Here is a 15,081-nt window from a genome sequence, read left to right as displayed (position 1 = left end):
GGGAGCGCGCTAGATCCCGGTCCGAACGCCAGGGAAGCATCGCCAGGAGGGCACATGGAGATCAACCGGAGCGGGTCCCGTCCGTCGCAGGCGGGATCCGCGGAGTACTTCACCGGCCGGGTGCGGATCGACCCGCTGATGAGCCCGGGCGAGCCGGCCCGGGTCGCCGGGGCCCACGTCACCTTCGAGCCGGGGGCGCGCACGGCCTGGCACACCCATCCCCTCGGCCAGACGCTGATCGTCACCGCGGGCCTCGGCCTCGCCCAGACCGAGGGCGGCGCGATCGAGGAGATCCGCCCCGGCGACGTGGTGTGGTTCGAGCCCGGCGAGCGCCACTGGCACGGGGCGAGCGCGACGACCGGGATGAGCCACATCGCCATCCAGGAGAAGCTCGACGGCAGCGCCGTGACCTGGCTCGAGCCGGTCACCGATGCCGAGTACGGCGCCCGCTAAACGAGGAGACCACGCTCCATGCCGCACGTCATCGTCAAGCTCTATGCCGGCCGCAGCGACGAGCAGAAGCAGCGCATCGCCGACGAGGTCACGAAGGCGCTCATCACCGCCACCGGCTGTTCCGAAGGCTCGGTCTCGGTCGGCGTCGAGGATGTCGAGCCGAGCGCCTGGACCGCGACCGTCTACGAGCCGGACATCGTCGCCAAGGCCGATACGATCCTGAAGAAGCCCGGCTACGCCCCGGCCTGATCGGGGCCGCCGCCTGATAAAAAAAGCCGCGCTCCCGTGGGGAGCGCGGCCCGAACGTGCCGGGGCCCGCCGGAGCGAGCCCGTGCGCCATGCCTTAGGACGCGGCGTCCTTGGCGGCGTTGGTGGCCTGGTCGGTGGCGCTGCGGGCCGCATCGGCGCCCTTCTGCATCGCCTGCCGGGCCTGGTCGGCGCCCTGCTGCATGGCCGAGCGGGCGTGCTCGGCCCCCTGCTGCATCGCCTGCTTGGCGTTCTCGGCGCTCTGCTGCATCGCGCTCTGGGCGATGCCGCCGAACTCGCGGGCCTGGTTCTGCATCGCGGCGAACTGGCTGCGCACGAACTCGGCCTGGTGCTGCATCGCCTCCTGGACGTCGCGCGAGCGGACGAGCTTCTGGGCGAGGTCGAACGCGGCGTTCACGTTCTGCTCGGCGAAGGAGAAGCCGCGGCTCGAGACGTCCTGCGCGTTGTTGCGCGCCATCTCGGCCGAGCCCTGCAGGGTGTCGGAGGTCTTGCGGGCCGCGCCGATGAACGAATCGAACGCCTTCCGGGCCTGCTCGACGCTCTTCTCCGCGAAGTCCCGCATCTCGGTCGGAATCTCGTAGTTCGGGGTCTGGGTCATGTTCGTCTCCTCGTTTTCTGATGCGGCCCTTGACGCGGCACGCTTGGAACCTTGCCGCAGCTCGCTTGGGATCCGGCACGTATTGTGCACTGCACAATAGCACGCTTTGGGTGAAACGCCACCTTTCCGGGGTTCGTTAAGGTTGACGCCACGATAACGCAACGACTGCGCATTTCGTGCCGGTGCGGGACGATGCCAGTTGCGTTAAAGCGGAAGTCGGTTTCGGTCCGGATCTCGCGTGGGTTCGGCGCGGCGCAGCGCGCCAAAGGAGAGGCAGTGGGTCGGGACGTGCTCTTCGAGACGACGATCGAGGCCCTGCGGGCCGATCCGGCCTTCGGTCAGCGGATCGCCGGCCCCGATCGCGCCTTCCTGCTGCTCGATCCGGGCGCCGAGCGGGTGCTCCACGCCTCCCCGGCGGCGGACTCCCTGCGCGAGACGATCGCCGACGCGCAGGGGCGGATCGATCCGGCCCTCGACCTCGCGCGGCAATTGCGCGGGGTGGCGAACCGGCCCGACGGCCCGGCGCAGCCGCGGCTCGCGCGCCTGCGCCTCGCCGCCGGCCGCCTCGCCCCGCCCCTGCTCTGCGCCTGCCTACCGGCCGCCCTGCCCGACGGGACCACCGGCCTCGCCGTCGCGATCGTCGATCCGCTGCCGGCGCGGCGCGGACGCCGGGCGGCGGCGCAGGAGCCCGCCACGCCGGAAAACCCGATCCGGGAGGTCGCCCCGGCGCCGGTCCTGGCGCCCGCCCCCCCGCCCGAGGCTCCGGCATCCGATCTGCCGGCGCCCGCGGCCGACGCCGCCCCGGTGCAGCCGCGGCCCGCATCCGGTCCGGGCCTGCGCTTCCTGTGGCGCAGCGACGCCCACGGCGTCCTGATCGAGGCGACCGGACACCTGTCCGACACCGTCGGCGCCTCCCCGGTCGGCCAGAGCTGGGAGACGCTCCTCGCCGGGCCGGTCGAGGCCGAGGCGGATCTCGCCGAGGCGCTCGCACAGCCGCGCACCTTCCGGGCCGTGCCGGTGCGCTGGCGCCTGGACGGAACCCGGCAGGCGGTGGCGGTCGACCTGTCGGGCGCGCCGCGGCTCGGCGCCGGCCGGAGCTTCGCGGGCTTCAGCGGCTTCGGCGTCATCCATCCCGAGCGGATCGTGCCGGCGGCCGACCGGCCCGCGCCGGCGGCGCCGAAGCCGCCGCGCCCGAGCCTGCGCGAGCGCGCCGCCGCGGTGATCGCCGTCGGCCGCCACGTGCCGGCCCTGGACGCGCCGCTCCCCGGCCCCGTCCGGCCCCGCCCGGTCGCGGCCCCCGATCCCGTGCCCGACGCCACCGGCGAGGCGCCCGACCTCGCCTCGATCGCCGGCGCCACGATGGCGGAATTCGCCGGCCTGATGGCGGTGCCGTTCGCGCAGCTCGGGATGAGCTGGGGCTTTGCCGGCAAGCCGTCCGTCCGGGCGGCGACCGCGGCACCCGCGGCCGCCCCCGCCTCGCCCGGGCCGGGCGCCCCGGTCGCGCCCTCCGGCGAGACGACGGATGCGCCGGTCGAGCCCGGCGAGGGGGACGCGACGCCTCCGGCCGCGCTTCCTCCGGAGGCGCCGACGCCCGAGATTCCCGCTGCGGGCACCGTCCATGACATCGCCGGGGATGCGGCGTCGCCGCAGGCCGGCCCGGCGCAGGCACCGCTCCCGGAGGAAAGCGCATCCGACGCGGTGGCGGCGCAGGCCACTTCGAACGAGGACGCCGCGCGCGCCTCCACCGAGGCCGTGCCCGTCGAGGACCCGCCGACGGCGGCGATGCCCGGCCGGGACGGCACCGAGCCCCTGCACCCTGCGGGTGAGAATCCCCCGCACGAGAAATCCGCGGGAGAGGACCCGGCCCAGGCGCCAGGGCAGGCTGCGACGGAGCACGCGGCGACGGGTGAGGCATCGTCGGAGGACGAGGAGGCGCCGCATGCCGCCGCCCTCACCCTCAACGAGCACGCGGCATTCCGCGAGATCGCCCGGGCGCTCGGCGCCCGCTTCGGCGGCGACCAGGGCGGCCTCGGCGGCGGACCGGCGCCGCAAGGGCTGTCGGGCCGGGGAGCGGTGACGCCGTTCCGCGGCGCTCAGGCCCTCGCCCGCCTGCCCGAGCGCGGCACCGAGGCGGCGCTGGCGCGCCTCGTCGAGCGGCTGCCGGTCGGGCTCCTGGTCCATCGCGGCGACGAGGTGCTGCTCGCCAACCGCCACCTCCTGGCGCTCGCGGATTACGACAGCCTCGAAGCCCTGGCGGCGGCCGGCGGCCCGTCCGCGATCTTTCGCGGCCGCGACCCGGCGGCGGCGACGCCCGGTGCCGGTGAGGGCGCTCCGACCGTCCTCGCGACCCGGGCCGGCGGCAGCGTGCCGGTCGGGGTCGCCGTCGCGGTGGTCGAGTGGGACGGGGCACCCGCCAGCGTCCTCACCGTCCGGCGGCTGCCCGACCTGGACCCGGCCCAGTCCCTCGCGGCGGCGGAGGCCCATCTCGCCCACCGCGACGCGCATCTGCGCGAGACCACCGCGATCCTCGACGCGGTGACCGACGGCGTGGTGGTGCTCGACGACGAGGGCCGCATCGTCGGGATGAACCGGGGCGCGCGCGACCTGCTCGCCGTCGAGTCCCGCGAGGTCGCGGGCGAGCCGCTGCTCGGCCTGTTCGCGCCCGAATGCCGGCCGGCGGCCCAGGCCGCCCTCCTGCGGGCGAGCGCGGGCCAGACCGCGACCACCGGCGAGGAGGTGATGGCGCGGGGGCCCGACGGCCCGCTGCCCGTCCTCCTCACCCTGGCGCCGGTGGCGACCGGGACGCAGCGCCGCGTCGCCGCCGTGCTGCGCGACGTCTCGGCGTTCCGGCGCACCGAGGCCGAGCTGGTCCGCGCCCGGCGCGAGGCCGAGCGCGCCAGCGCCCAGAAATCCGATTTCCTGGCCACGATCAGCCACGAGGTCCGCACGCCGCTCAACGCCATCATCGGTTTCGCCGAGGTGATGCTGGAGGAACAGTTCGGCCCCGTCGGCAGCGAGCGCTACCGGGACTACCTGCGCGACATCCGCGCCTCGGGCGAGCACGTCGTCAGCCTCGTCAACGACCTCCTCGACCTCGCCAAGATCGAGGCCGGGCATCTCGATCTCGCCTTCGCGGGGCTTCCCCTCAACGACCTCGTGGCGGCGTCCGTCGCCCTGATGCAGCCCCAGGCCGCCCGGCAGCGGGTGGTGATGCGCACGAGCTTCGCCGCCGGCCTGCCGGCGGTGCTGGCCGACCAGCGCTCCCTGCGCCAAGCGGTGCTCAACGTGATCTCGAACGCGGTCAAGTTCACCGATGCGGGCGGCCAGGTGATCGTCTCGACGGCGACGACCGACCGGGGCGGCGTGGCGCTCCGGGTGCGCGACACCGGGATCGGCATGAGCCCCGAGGAGGTCGAGGTCGCGCTCCAGCCCTTCCGCCAGGTCGCCACCGCCCAGACCCGCCGCGGCGGCGGCACGGGGTTGGGCCTGCCGCTCACCAAGGCCCTGGTCGAGGCCAACCGCGCCACCCTGCGGATCACCAGCCGCAAGGGCGAGGGCACCCTCGTCGAGCTGCTGTTCCCGGCCGGCCGCGTGCTCGACGCCTGACGGATCCGTCGGGCGGGCCACCCGCAGGTGGTCTATCGCCGGGCCGGGCCCGGGCGTAGGGTCGGGCTCCCCGATTCCAGGACCCGGCCATGCCGCCCCGCCCCGCCGCCATCGCCGTCCTCCTCGCCGTGCTGGCCGCCCTGCCGGGCCGGGCCGTCGCGGCCGAGGACCTGCCGCTGACCGTGCTGACCGAGCGCACCGGCCCGGCCGCCGCCGCGGGCACGCCCCTCGCCAACGGATTGTTCGATTACCTCGCGATGCTCGGCCGGCGCGACGGCGGGGTCGGCGGCATCCCCCTCGCGGTCGAGGAATGCGAGACCGGGGGCGAGCCGGCCCGGGCGCTGTCCTGCTACGAGGCCGCGACCGCGCGGGGCAGCATCGCCCTCGTGCCGGCGAGCGCCGACGCGGCCCTGGCGCTGCTGCCGCGGCTGGCCGCCGACCGGATGCCCCTCGTCGCCGCGGGCTACGGCCCGGCCGTGATGGCCCGCGGCGACGTGCTTCCCTGGGCCTTCGCGCCGCCCGCCACGGTGTGGGACGGCCTCGCCGTCGCGCTGGCCCACCTCGCCCAGGACGGCAGCGAGGACAGCCCGCAGGGCCGCAGCCTCGCCTACCTGCACCGGGACAGCCCGGCCGGGCGCGAGCCGGTGGCGGTGATGCGGGCGCTCGCCGCGGAGGCCGGCCTCGCCTTCCGCGCCTACGCGCTGCCCGACAGCCCCGAGGCGGGCGGCACCGACCCGTGGCGCGCCGCCCGGGCGGCCGACCCCGACTACGTGATCCTCGACGCCACGGCGGGCCTCGGCGGCACGCCGCTGCGGGATGCCGCGGCGGCGGGCTTGCCGCTCAACCGGGTCGTCACGGTCGGCTGGACCGGCGAGGACGACCTGCTGCGCCCCGCCCCCGGCGCCCGCGACCTCACCGCCAAGGGCCTGCGCGTCGTCACCTGGCACGCACCGGGCGACAGCTTCCCGGCCTTCGACCAGATCGACCTCCTGGTGGTCGATGCCGGCCTGTCGCAGACGCCCAAGGAGGAGATGCCCGGCCCGCTCTACAACCGCGGCGTCTATGCGGGAGTGATCCTGGCCGAGGGCATCCGCAACGCCCAGCGCCTCGCCGGCCGCAAGCGGATCGACGGCACCGAGATGCGCCGCGGCCTCGAGACGATCGACCTCGATCCGGTGCGCTGGAAGGAGCTCGGCCTCGTCGGCTTCGCCCGGCGCCTGCGCCTCACCTGCGCCGACCACAGCGGCCACCGCCCGGCCACCGTACAGGAATGGACCGGTGCCCGCTGGGTCCAGGTCGGCGACGAGATCCCACCGCCGCAGGCGCAGCTGGCGCCGCATCTCGACGCCGCCGCAGCGGCCCATGCCGAGCGCGTCGCCGGCGAGACCGGCACGGCGGGCACGGCCGGCCGGGCAAGCTGCGCCGGAACGCCGTGAGAGTTTTCGCAAGCATGCTGCATTGCGAAAAACTGCCCGACTGATTCCCCTCGGTTTCCGGCAACTTCGTTCCGTCATGATCCCCTGGCCACAACATCGAGTGGCGACCGCATCGAGCGGCTTTATCCTTGGGGCATCCGGGCCGGGGGTATCGAAAACACCGGATAGGTGCGCTGCGGGGGCTGTACCCCGGCCCGGCATTCTCCTAGTGCGTTGCACGACGCGCGGGCCCGCGGCCCCGTCGCGCCGCCAGAATCCCACCTCCGGGAGGAGACCGAACCCGCGATGACATCCAGCGCCCAGAGCCGGCCCGCCGCCGACAGCCTCGCCTCGCCGAACCCGACCATCGCGGCCTACGACAACAAGGCCCGCATCAAGGCCATCATCGGCTCGTCGTCGGGCAACCTCGTCGAGTGGTACGATTTCTACGCCTACGCCTTCACGGCGATCTACTTCAAGGACGTGTTCTTCCCCGGCGCCGACCCGACGGTGCAGCTCATCAACACCGCGGCGGTGTTCGCCATCGGCTTCCTGATGCGGCCGATCGGCGGCTGGCTGTTCGGCCGCGTCGCCGACCGCTACGGCCGCAAGACCTCGATGCTGATCTCGGTCATGATGATGTGCGCCGGCTCGCTCGTCATCGCGATCCTGCCGACCTACGCCCAGATCGGCATCTTCGCGCCGATCCTGCTGCTCTTCGCCCGCATGGCGCAGGGCCTGTCGGTCGGCGGCGAGTACGGCACCTCGGCGACCTACATGAGCGAGGTGGCGCTGAAGGGGAAGCGCGGCTTCTACGGCTCGTTCCAGTACGTGACTCTCATCGGCGGCCAGCTCCTGGCCTCGCTCGTCGTGGTGCTGGTGACGCTCGGCCTCGACGACAAGGCGATGACCGCCTGGGGCTGGCGCATCCCGTTCTTCATCGGGGCCGCGGCCGCCGTGGTCGCCCTCTACCTGCGGCGCTCGCTGCACGAGACCTCGACCGCCGAGACCCGCACCTCGCGGGAGGCCGGCAGCATGGCCTCGATCTGGCGCAACCATCGCCGCGCCTTCGTCACCGTGCTCGGCTACACCGCCGGCGGCTCGCTGATCTTCTACACCTTCACCACGTACATGCAGAAGTACCTGGTGAACACCGCGCACATGGACAAGAAGACCGCCAACCTGGTGATGACGGCGGTGCTGTTCACCTACATGGTGGCGCAACCCTTCTTCGGCATGTTCGCCGACAAGTTCGGCCGCAAGACCTCGATGCTGCTGTTCGGCGGGCTCACCACCCTGCTGACGGTGCCGCTGATGCACGCGATCGGCGATGCGCAGAGCCCGGTCATGGCCTACGGGCTGATCACCGCCGCGCTGCTATGCGTCTCGTTCTACACCTCGATCAGCGGGCTCGTGAAAGCCGAGATGTTCCCGGCCGAGGTGCGGGCGCTCGGCGTCGGCCTGTCCTACGCCATCGCCAACGCGATCTTCGGCGGCTCGGCGGAGTTCGTGGCGCTGAAGTTCAAGGAATACGGCTACGAGACCACCTTCTTCTGGTACGTGACCGCGATGTGCGCCATCGCGTTCCTGGTCTCGCTCCAGATGCCCGACAGCCGCAAGTCCGGCTACCTGCAGGGCGACGGGACGGCGTGAGTTCGGTTTTGCTTCGTTCAGGGCCGATGCGTCTCTGACGAGTCCACCTCACGAGGTTACCCGGCGCAGGAGCGACGGTCGCCGCGCAAGCCCCCTCCCCCTCTGCGGGGGAGGGTGGCCTGCGGATGCAGGCCGGGAGAGGGGCAGCGCGACGCTGCTCCAGGTGGCGCCCGTCATCACGGTCGCGACCTCTCCAGAAGCGGCGTCCCCTCTCCCGGCTCACTGCGTTCGCCACCCTCCCCCGCAGAGGGGGGGAGGGTTCACGCGATAGGGACCCTCGCTCCTCACACGAACAGGCGCTCCTTCTCGAGCCCCTTGTAGAGGTCGGCGACCTGCGCGCCGTAGCCGTTATAGATCAGGGTCGGCACCCGCTCGTCGGTGCCGAGCACCCGCTCGCTCGCCTGGCTCCAGCGCGGATGCGGCACGGCCGGGTTCACGTTGGCCCAGAAGCCGTATTCGGAGGCCTGCAGGCCCTCCCAGAAGGTCTTGGGCCGCTCGGCCGTGAAGGTGATGCGGTTGATCGACTTCACCGACTTGAAGCCGTACTTCCACGGCACGGCGAGCCGGAGCGGCGCGCCGAACTGGTTGAGCAGCGGCTTGCCGTAGACGCCGGTGACCATGAAGGCCAGTTCGTTGTTGGCCTCGGCCATCGTCAGGCCCTCGGTATAGGGCCATGGATAGAAGAAGGCACGCTGGCCCGGCGCCATCGCCTTGTCCATGAAGGTCTGCATCTGGATATACTTGGCGTCGCCCTTCGGCTTGGCGAGCGCCAGCAGGGCCGAGAGCGGGAAGCCGGTCCACGGCACCGCCATCGACCACGCCTCGACGCAGCGGTGGCGATAGAGCCGCTCCTCCAGCGCCATCTTGCGCACCAGGTCCTCGAAGCCGATCTCGAACGGCTTCTCGACCAGGCCGTCGATCTTGATCGTCCAGGGCTGGACCTTCAGCGCATTCGAGCCCGGCGTCACCGTCTTGTTGGTGCCGTACTCGTAGAAGTTGTTGTAGTCGGCGCTGTAGCGCTCGGCCGTCAGCGGGCGGTCGAGGGTGTAGGCCGGGTTCTGCTTGGCCGGATAGAGGTCGGCGGTCTTGACGGCGCCGGTCCCCTCCCCCGGCAGGGCCGCATGGGCCGGGCCGCCGACGAGCGACGCGGCGGCGAGGCCGAGGCCGCCGCCCAGCAGCGCCCGACGGTCGAGGAAGACCGATTCGGGGGTGGCGAGGCGCTCGGGCATCTCCCAGGCGCGCTTGACCTTGATGTGCATGATCCAGTTCCTCGGGGGAATGGGGCCGCGGCGTGAAGCCGTGTCTGTCAGCGGAGATCGGGGCGAACGGCCGGCTGCGCAAGTCACAGGTCAGCGAGGCCCAGTTCATCAGGCCCAGATCGGCGAGGCTTTGCCGCGGCGAAACGCGTATCTCCCGTAACGGCTTCGGCGGAGACAGGGGCGCGGCCCCATGCGATACCGGGCCATGCCACCGAAGAAGCCGAAGCACACCGCCTTCACCGTCGCCGTCTCGGCCGCCGACGACGGGGCCAGCGCCCCGGCCCTGCGGGTCTACGTCGCCCTGGCGACCGATCCCCTGGCCGCCGTCGCCGCCGTGCAGGCGGTGGCGCCGGAGGCATCGGTGGAGCTGAGCGGCACCCTGTCCGACCGCCTCGCCGCGCGCCTCAAGCTGCGCCCCGGCGAGGTGCGGCCGATCTGAGCCGCCCGGCGGCGTGCCGCCGGGCCGGGAGGAGCATCGGCATGCGCGCATCGGTCTCCCGCACGGTCGGCACTCTCGCAGGCCTGCTTCTCGCAAGTGTGCTTCTTGCAAGTGTGCTTCTTGCAAGTGTGCTCCTCGGAGCCGCAGCACAGGAGAGCCCGCTCCCCGGCATCCCGCCCGCCGAGCGCCGCTCCGGCTTCGACCAGATGGCGCCCGAGACGCGGGCGATGCAGGCCGACGACACCGCCAATCCGGGCATGCTCTGGGTTCGTGACGGGGCCGACCTCTTCGCCCGTCCGCCCTCGCCCGGAGCGGCGCCCTGTTCGGGATGCCATACGGAAGCGGCGATGCGCGGCGTCGCCGCCCGCTACCCGGCCTTCGACGACGCGGCGGGTCGGCCCGTCGACCTCGAGGGCCGGATCGACCTGTGCCGCACCCGCCATCAGGGAGCGGCCCCACTGCCGCGGGAGAGCCACGACCTCCTGGCGCTCACCGCCTACCTCGCGAACCTCTCGCGCGGCCTGCCCCTGTCGCCCCCGGACGATCCCCGCCTCGCGCCGGCGCGGCGCGAGGGCCGGCGCCTGTTCGCGACGCCGATGGGCCAGCTCGGCTTCTCCTGCGCCGCCTGCCACGATGCCCTGTGGGGCCGGCGCCTCGGCGCCGCCACGATCCCGCAGGGGCATCCGAACGGCTACCCGCTCTACCGCCTGGAATGGCAGGATCTCGGCTCCCTGGAGCGGCGCCTGCGCAACTGCCTGACCGGCATGCGGGCGGAGCCGTTCAGCCCGGGCTCCGCGGAGGTCGTGGCGCTCACGCTCTACCTCGCCGAGCGCGCCGCCCCCCTCCCCGTCGAGAGCCCCGCCGTGCGTCCGTGACGGCCTCGCGTCCGGGACGGCCTCGCGTCCGTGACGGTGGCGGTGTGAGAGCCAGGCGCGTATCCTCCTGTCTCCGGGAGGACCAGCATGGCGCAAGACCACGACCACTCGCACGGTCATGACCACCACGATCATGACCACGACCACCCGCATGGCAGCGAGCTGTCGCCGATGGACCTGCGGGTGCGGGCCCTCGAATCGATCCTGGTCGAGAAGGGCTACGTCGATCCGGCCGCCCTCGACACCCTGATCGAGACCTACGAGACCAAGGTCGGGCCGCATAACGGCGCCCGGGTGGTGGCGCGGGCCTGGGTCGATCCCGCCTTCAAGGCGCGCCTCCTGGAGGATGGCAGCGCGGCGATGCGCGAGCTCGACGTCGGCGGGCGCGGCGGCGAGCACATGGTGGTGGTCGAGAACACGGCCGAGGAGCACAACGTCGTCGTCTGCACGCTCTGCTCCTGCTACCCCTGGCCGGTGCTGGGCCTGCCCCCAGTCTGGTACAAGTCGCCGCCCTACCGCTCCCGCGCCGTCATCGATCCGCGCGGGGTGCTGGCCGAGTTCGGCACGACGCTGCCGCCCGAGACCCGGATCCGGGTGTGGGATTCGACCGCGGAGCTGCGCTACATGGTGCTGCCGATGCGCCCCCCCGGTACCGACCACCTCGACGAGGCGGCGCTCGCCGACCTCGTCACCCGCGACGCGATGATCGGCACCGGGCTGCCCTTGAGCCCCGACCAAGTGGTGCGCGCATGAACGGCGGACAGGATCTCGGCGGGATGCAGGGCTTCGGCCCGCTCGGCCTCGAGGCGGACGAGCCCTGGTTCCACGCACCCTGGGAGAAGCGGGTCTTCGCCATGGCGATGGCGATGGGCCTCACCGGCACCTGGAACCTCGATGCCAGCCGCGCCGCCCGCGAATCGCTGCCGCCGGGCGAGTACCTGACCTCGAGCTACTACCGGATCTGGTTCCGGGCGCTGGAACGCCAGGTACAGCAGCACGGCCTCGTGGAGGCCGGCGAGCTGGTCGCCGGCGCGGCCCTCGCGCCGCCCGCGCCCGTGGCCCGGGTGCTGAAGGCCGAGGAGGTGGGACCGCTCTTCGCCCGCGGCTTCCCGAGCGACCGCCCGGTGGCGACCCCCGCCCGCTTCGCCCCCGGCGACGAGGTGCGGGCCAAGGTGATCCATCCGGCCGGCCATACCCGCCTGCCCCGCTACGTCCGCGGCCGCACCGGCACGGTCGAGCGGGTCCATGGCGGCTTCGTTTTCCCGGATTCCAACGCCGCCTTCGCGGGCGAGGCTCCGCAATGGCTCTACACCGTGCGGTTCGCCGCCATCGAATTGTGGGGCGAGGACGCGGATCCCGGCCTCACCGTCTCGGTCGCCGCCTTCGAGAGCTACCTCGAACCGGCGCGGAGGACGGCTGCGTGAGCCGCCCGCCGGACGCCCCGGTCTTTGCCGCCCCCTGGGAGGCGCAGACCTTCGCGCTCGTCGTGTCGCTGCACGATGCCGGGCTGTTCACCTGGACGGAATGGGCGGACGCCCTCGGCCGGTCGGGCCACCGCACGGCGGATTACGCCCTGTGGCTCGAGACGATCGAGGCGCTCATCGCCGCGCGCGGCCTCACCGACGCGGCGGCTCTGGAGGCGCGCCGGGCCGCCTTCGCCCGGGCCGCGGCGGCGACGCCGCACGGGCAGCCGATCCTGCTGGCGAACGATCCGGGGGCGTGAGGGTGCCGATGGATTCCCGGAGCGCGGCCGTGTGTGAGTAGGGGTCCCGGATCGACCTTTCACCGGGCGGCCCGGCCGACGGCGTCGTACAGGCCTTCAGATCGTGTAGGGACCATGCACGTTCGGATCGCCGGCCGAGAAGTCCCGCCTGTCGCGCGTCACCAGCGTCTACGGTACACGACTCTGGCCGGGAACCTTGCAAGCCAGGCTCCATGACCCATTGCAAACCGACCCCTTTTCCGGACGACTGAAGCGAAGCGGAAGGAGATCCGGAATCCAGCACGAAAAGCCGCGAAGCGTCTCAGTGTCTGCGACGGTGCAACAGGGTGAGCCGCTTCGCGGCAGGTCCTCTGCTGGATCCCGGATCTCCTTCCGCTGACGCTCCAGTCGTCCGGGAAAGGGGGTGGAACGCCCGCGTGGTGGCCTCTACTTTCTTCAATGTCGTGTACCGTGACCAGCGTCAGGCCATGGACCTGTGCCGAGGCCAGGATGATCGCGTCGGGCAGCTTGATCCAGCGTGCCCGGTACACCTGCGCGGCCTGCTCACGACCGACCAGGAAATCGATCAGGATGTTGGTGTCGTAGAGCGGCGCTACCACTCCGCGCGCAACCGGCTCTGGAGTTCGAGGCCGTCGATCGGACGATCTCCCCAGTTCCCGAAGAAGCGATCGAGATCGGATGCGCTCCCGTGCCTGGACACGAACTCAGCGATCAAAGACTGCACGAGAGCCTCGCGCGACATGTGCTCGCGAGCGGCGATCCGGTCGAGGGCCTCGACCTGTTCGGACGGAATTTCGACGGTGGCCGGCATGGCATCCTCATCAATGGTCGCCATTCTAGCAAGCAAGTCGCCGCACGCGAACGACGAAGGCCGCTCCGGGCCGCCGAAGCCCGCGATCACGCTAGAGCGCTTCACGATCGCGCTGCAACACGGTACACGACATTGAAGAAAGTGGAGGCCACCACGCGGGCGTTCCACCCCCTTTCCCGGACGACTGGAGCGTCAGCGGAAGGAGATCCGGGATCCAGCAGAGGACCTGCCGCGAAGCGGCTCAACCTGTTGCACCGTCGCAGACACTGAGACGCTTCGCGACTTTTCGTGCTGGATTCCGGATCTCCTTCCGCTTCGCTTCAGTCGTCCGGAAAAGGGGTTGGTTTGCAATGGGTCATGGAGCCTGGCCGCACGGTTCCCGGCCAGTGTCGTGTACCGTGGCGCTGCAATCGCGAAGCACTCTAAGTCATTGTCTTGTCGCATTTTCTTCGACGAACCGGCATCCACTTCGTCGGAAAATGCTCTAGAATCGCAGGCTCCGACGGCGATGCCGTCGCGGCCGCGCGATCCGCCGGCCGGGGCGGGATCCGATCGATCGTCCCCCCTTGCGGCCTCGCCCTACCCCCGCCCGGCCCGCCGCGCCGACACGGTCGCCAAAGCCGCCAGGTCCTTCTCGCCGTCGCCGTGGGCGAGGGCATCGAGCAGGCTGTCACGGAGCACGCTGGCGAGCGGCATCGGCACCCGGGCGGCCTCGGCGGCGGCGAGGGCCAGGCGCACGTCCTTGGCGCCGAGGGCCAGCCCGAAGCCCGGCGGCTCGTAGCGGCCGGCCGCGATCGAGGCGCCGTAATTCTTGTAGACCGGGGCGGAAAAGATCGTGTTCGTCAGGAGGTCGAGGAGGTCGGCCGCCGGCACGCCGTGGGCCTCGCCCAGCGCCGCGGCCTCGCCCATCGCCTCGATCGCCGCGACGATCATCATGTTGCCGGCGAGCTTGACGGCGTTCGCCCGGGCCGGCGCCTCGCCGAAGCGCCAAACCTTTGCCCCCATCGCGTCGAGGAGCGGCTGCGCCGCGGCGATCGCCGCCTCGGGGCCCGCAGCCAGAATGTTGAGCTTGCCCGCCTCCGCGACGTCCGGCCGGCCGAAGACCGGAGCGGAAATATAAGGCACGCCGGCTCGGCCGTGCACCGCCGCCAGTTCCTCGGCGAGGGCGACCGAGATGGTGCTGGTACCGAGATGGAGCCCGGGGCGCTCGGCCTGGTCGAGCAGGCCGCCTTCCACGATGACGGCGCGCAGCGCCGCGTCATCGGCCAGCATCGTCACCGCCGCGTCGCCGCGAAACGCCTCGGCGGGAGTCGCCACCGGCTCGGCACCGTGGGCGCGCAGCTCTTCGGCGGCTTGGGCAGACCGGTTCCAGACCCGGACCCGGTGGCCGGCCTTGACCAGGTTGAGCGCCATCGGCCGGCCCATCCGGCCGAGTCCGAGAAATCCGACATCCATCGCGATCCGTCTCCCGCGTCGTCGCGCGGGAGATAAGGCGGAATCGCCCGGTGTCAGGGCCTCACAAACCGAGGAGCGCCGCCTTGTCGACGGACAGCACCTCGGCGATCTCGTCCAGCGCCTTGTGCTCCAGCTCGCTGATGCCGCCCTGGTCGGCGACGTCGGCGGCGATGAGGAAGACGTCCTGGCGCTGCTCCAGCGGCCGGTCGGCGATGCCGCCGACGAGGCGCAGGTTCTCCAGCCGCCCGGCCCGGCTCTTGGCCCGGGCGATCGCCTCGTGCAGCTCCTGTTCGAGCTTCAGCACGCCATAGGACTTGTGCAGGATCGGGTTGTTGCTGAGATCGGCCAGAGCCGTCTCGATCTCCTGCTCGTCGATCTCCTGGTCGGCCAGGATCACGGCGGCGGCCGCCGAGCAGGCGGCGTGGAGGAAGGCGGTGTCTCCCGCATAGGACATGACGACCCGGCCGACCCGGGTGAAGGCATCCTGAAACAGCCCCATGGCACGTCCTTCGGTGAAGGTCCTCGGG

Annotated in this window: 15 protein-coding genes; 10 read left to right on the top strand and 5 right to left on the bottom strand. The window is 72.2% G+C overall.

The window, feature by feature from the left end; all coding sequences use genetic code 11:
* Positions 1-54 precede the first annotated feature (54 nt).
* Positions 55-453: a (R)-mandelonitrile lyase gene (locus miv_RS20305; RefSeq protein WP_207178532.1), complete on the top strand. Its 399-nt coding sequence runs from the start codon at positions 55-57 to the stop codon at positions 451-453.
* A gap of 18 nt (positions 454-471) precedes the next feature.
* Positions 472-702, top strand: coding sequence for a tautomerase family protein (locus miv_RS20300; RefSeq protein WP_207178530.1), 231 nt, complete (start codon positions 472-474; stop codon positions 700-702).
* Between the two features lie 94 nt (positions 703-796).
* Here the strand turns inward: miv_RS20300 and miv_RS20295 are convergent, their stop codons facing one another.
* Positions 797-1,318, bottom strand: a complete 522-nt coding sequence (locus tag miv_RS20295) for a phasin (RefSeq protein WP_207178528.1) — start codon at positions 1,316-1,318, stop codon at positions 797-799.
* A 276-nt stretch (positions 1,319-1,594) separates the two neighbouring features.
* Between miv_RS20295 and miv_RS20290 the strand changes: the two genes are divergently transcribed.
* From miv_RS20290 to miv_RS20280, 3 genes are all read left to right on the top strand, one after another.
* On the top strand, positions 1,595-4,924 hold the full coding sequence (locus miv_RS20290) for an ATP-binding protein (protein WP_244748619.1): 3,330 nt from the start codon (positions 1,595-1,597) through the stop codon (positions 4,922-4,924).
* Between the two features lie 89 nt (positions 4,925-5,013).
* Positions 5,014-6,360 (top strand): ABC transporter substrate-binding protein, encoded by a 1,347-nt coding sequence (locus miv_RS20285; protein WP_207178526.1) that lies wholly within the window; start codon positions 5,014-5,016, stop codon positions 6,358-6,360.
* Between the two features lie 285 nt (positions 6,361-6,645).
* Positions 6,646-7,992, top strand: a complete 1,347-nt coding sequence (locus miv_RS20280; protein ID WP_048461367.1) for an MFS family transporter — start codon at positions 6,646-6,648, stop codon at positions 7,990-7,992.
* Positions 7,993-8,276: 284 nt separating this feature from the next.
* Here the strand turns inward: miv_RS20280 and msrP are convergent, their stop codons facing one another.
* Positions 8,277-9,251, bottom strand: coding sequence for a protein-methionine-sulfoxide reductase catalytic subunit MsrP (gene msrP / locus miv_RS20275; protein ID WP_048430758.1), 975 nt, complete (start codon positions 9,249-9,251; stop codon positions 8,277-8,279).
* 205 nt (positions 9,252-9,456) lie between these two features.
* Between msrP and miv_RS20270 the strand changes: the two genes are divergently transcribed.
* The 5 genes from miv_RS20270 to miv_RS20250 all read left to right on the top strand — a co-directional run bounded on the left by miv_RS20270 (position 9,457) and on the right by miv_RS20250 (position 12,288).
* A complete protein-coding gene (locus miv_RS20270; protein ID WP_048430759.1) occupies positions 9,457-9,690 on the top strand; it encodes a hypothetical protein in 234 nt (77 codons plus the stop codon).
* A gap of 128 nt (positions 9,691-9,818) precedes the next feature.
* Positions 9,819-10,565 (top strand): sulfur oxidation c-type cytochrome SoxA, encoded by a 747-nt coding sequence (gene soxA, locus miv_RS20265; protein WP_244748617.1) that lies wholly within the window; start codon positions 9,819-9,821, stop codon positions 10,563-10,565.
* 87 nt (positions 10,566-10,652) lie between these two features.
* Complete coding sequence (gene nthA / locus miv_RS20260) at positions 10,653-11,318, top strand: nitrile hydratase subunit alpha (RefSeq protein ID WP_048430761.1); 666 nt, start codon at positions 10,653-10,655, stop codon at positions 11,316-11,318.
* Positions 11,315-11,989 carry a nitrile hydratase subunit beta gene (gene nthB / locus miv_RS20255; RefSeq protein ID WP_207178522.1) on the top strand — a complete coding sequence of 225 codons (675 nt, stop codon included), beginning with the start codon at positions 11,315-11,317 and terminating at the stop codon, positions 11,987-11,989. Before nthA ends, nthB begins: the two co-directional genes overlap by 4 nt.
* Complete coding sequence (locus miv_RS20250) at positions 11,986-12,288, top strand: nitrile hydratase accessory protein (protein WP_244748615.1); 303 nt, start codon at positions 11,986-11,988, stop codon at positions 12,286-12,288. The genes nthB and miv_RS20250 overlap by 4 nt, the downstream gene beginning before the upstream one ends.
* Positions 12,289-12,880: 592 nt before the next feature.
* Here the strand turns inward: miv_RS20250 and miv_RS20245 are convergent.
* The 3 genes from miv_RS20245 to miv_RS20235 form a co-directional block, all read right to left on the bottom strand.
* A complete protein-coding gene (locus tag miv_RS20245; protein WP_244748613.1) occupies positions 12,881-13,189 on the bottom strand; it encodes a ribbon-helix-helix protein, CopG family in 309 nt (102 codons plus the stop codon).
* A 489-nt stretch (positions 13,190-13,678) separates the two neighbouring features.
* Complete coding sequence (locus miv_RS20240) at positions 13,679-14,554, bottom strand: NAD(P)-dependent oxidoreductase (RefSeq protein ID WP_207178518.1); 876 nt, start codon at positions 14,552-14,554, stop codon at positions 13,679-13,681.
* 61 nt (positions 14,555-14,615) lie between these two features.
* Positions 14,616-15,053: a tellurite resistance TerB family protein gene (locus tag miv_RS20235; RefSeq protein WP_207178516.1), complete on the bottom strand. Its 438-nt coding sequence runs from the start codon at positions 15,051-15,053 to the stop codon at positions 14,616-14,618.
* Positions 15,054-15,081 lie beyond the last annotated feature (28 nt).

The sequence above is a fragment of the Methylobacterium indicum genome (genome assembly GCF_017347565.1).
GTDB lineage: Bacteria > Pseudomonadota > Alphaproteobacteria > Rhizobiales > Beijerinckiaceae > Methylobacterium > Methylobacterium indicum.
The sequence above is the reverse complement of the archived record's forward strand: the minus strand, read 5'-3'. Positions and strand labels throughout refer to the sequence as shown.